The following is an 819-nucleotide window of genomic DNA, read 5'->3' as shown; positions in this document are numbered from 1 at the left end:
TAGAAGGGCTAGAGTATCCACTTTAACCTCTCTAAATTTGCTCACAATCTCTTAACTTGACGCGTATGGAGCATATGAAAGACATAAACTCTATAAATTGTGTGATGAATGCGGCATAAAGACAAAAATTCCTCCAAAAAAACAATGCAGCAGAGCATCCAAAGTATGGCAGAGAGAAATGCTGCAATTAGACTAATAAAGTCATACAGCGAAGATGGAATGAAGAGGTGGAAAAGGCAAACAAACTACGGAAAAAGATCTCATGTAGAAAGTTTTTTCTCGCGACTGAAACAAACATTCAGGTTTAATTTTCGGAACAAATCTGAAATTAATCGTGGGAAGGAACTGCTACTCAAGTGTTATTTGCTTAATCAATTTACTGACATTGGTATGGCTAAATTTGAAATGGCTACATGAATTTATCGTAAATTACCACCGCATAGTTGTAACATTGTACCATATTACAATGTTCGTACAGTTGTGTGCGCGACCGGGGGTTTTATACTATTCTAGAAGTAACATACGGAAAAGGGGGGATTCGAACCCCCGACATATTTTCATATGTGCACGCTTTCCAAGCGTGTGCTTTAGACCACTCAGCCACCTTTCCATGCTTATTCATAATATTGAAAATTGTACTGCTAAACAATATAAAAACCTGGTATATAGGGTTCACCACGAAAATTCACAGTATTGTTAAACTTGCTTCTGCAAGTTGGAAATGTTTTATCGCAACCTGCGAGTATTGAATATTTATAGCTCTTTTTACAATAATCCGAACAGATCATAATATGCTACTGCTCTACCATAGCCATAAGC

General features: G+C 37.0%; 1 tRNA gene and 2 pseudogenes. 1 reads left to right on the top strand and 2 read right to left on the bottom strand.

The window, feature by feature from the left end:
- Positions 1-70 precede the first annotated feature (70 nt).
- Positions 71-417, top strand: a pseudogene (locus tag OZD68_RS00115) (transposase); the annotation flags it as partial.
- A gap of 106 nt (positions 418-523) precedes the next feature.
- On the opposite strand, the gene OZD68_RS00110 reads toward OZD68_RS00115, so the two are convergent.
- Together OZD68_RS00110 and OZD68_RS00105 are read right to left on the bottom strand one after the other, a co-directional pair.
- Positions 524-610 (bottom strand) — tRNA-Ser (locus OZD68_RS00110).
- Between the two features lie 31 nt (positions 611-641).
- A pseudogene (locus OZD68_RS00105) lies at positions 642-755 on the bottom strand (phage BR0599 family protein); the annotation flags it as partial.
- Between the last annotated feature and the right edge of the window lie 64 nt (positions 756-819).

It is taken from the genome of Wolbachia endosymbiont of Drosophila bicornuta, from assembly GCF_028982105.1.
Lineage (GTDB): Bacteria > Pseudomonadota > Alphaproteobacteria > Rickettsiales > Anaplasmataceae > Wolbachia > Wolbachia pipientis.
Note: the sequence above shows the minus strand (reverse complement) of the source record. Positions and strands in the feature narration are given on the sequence as shown.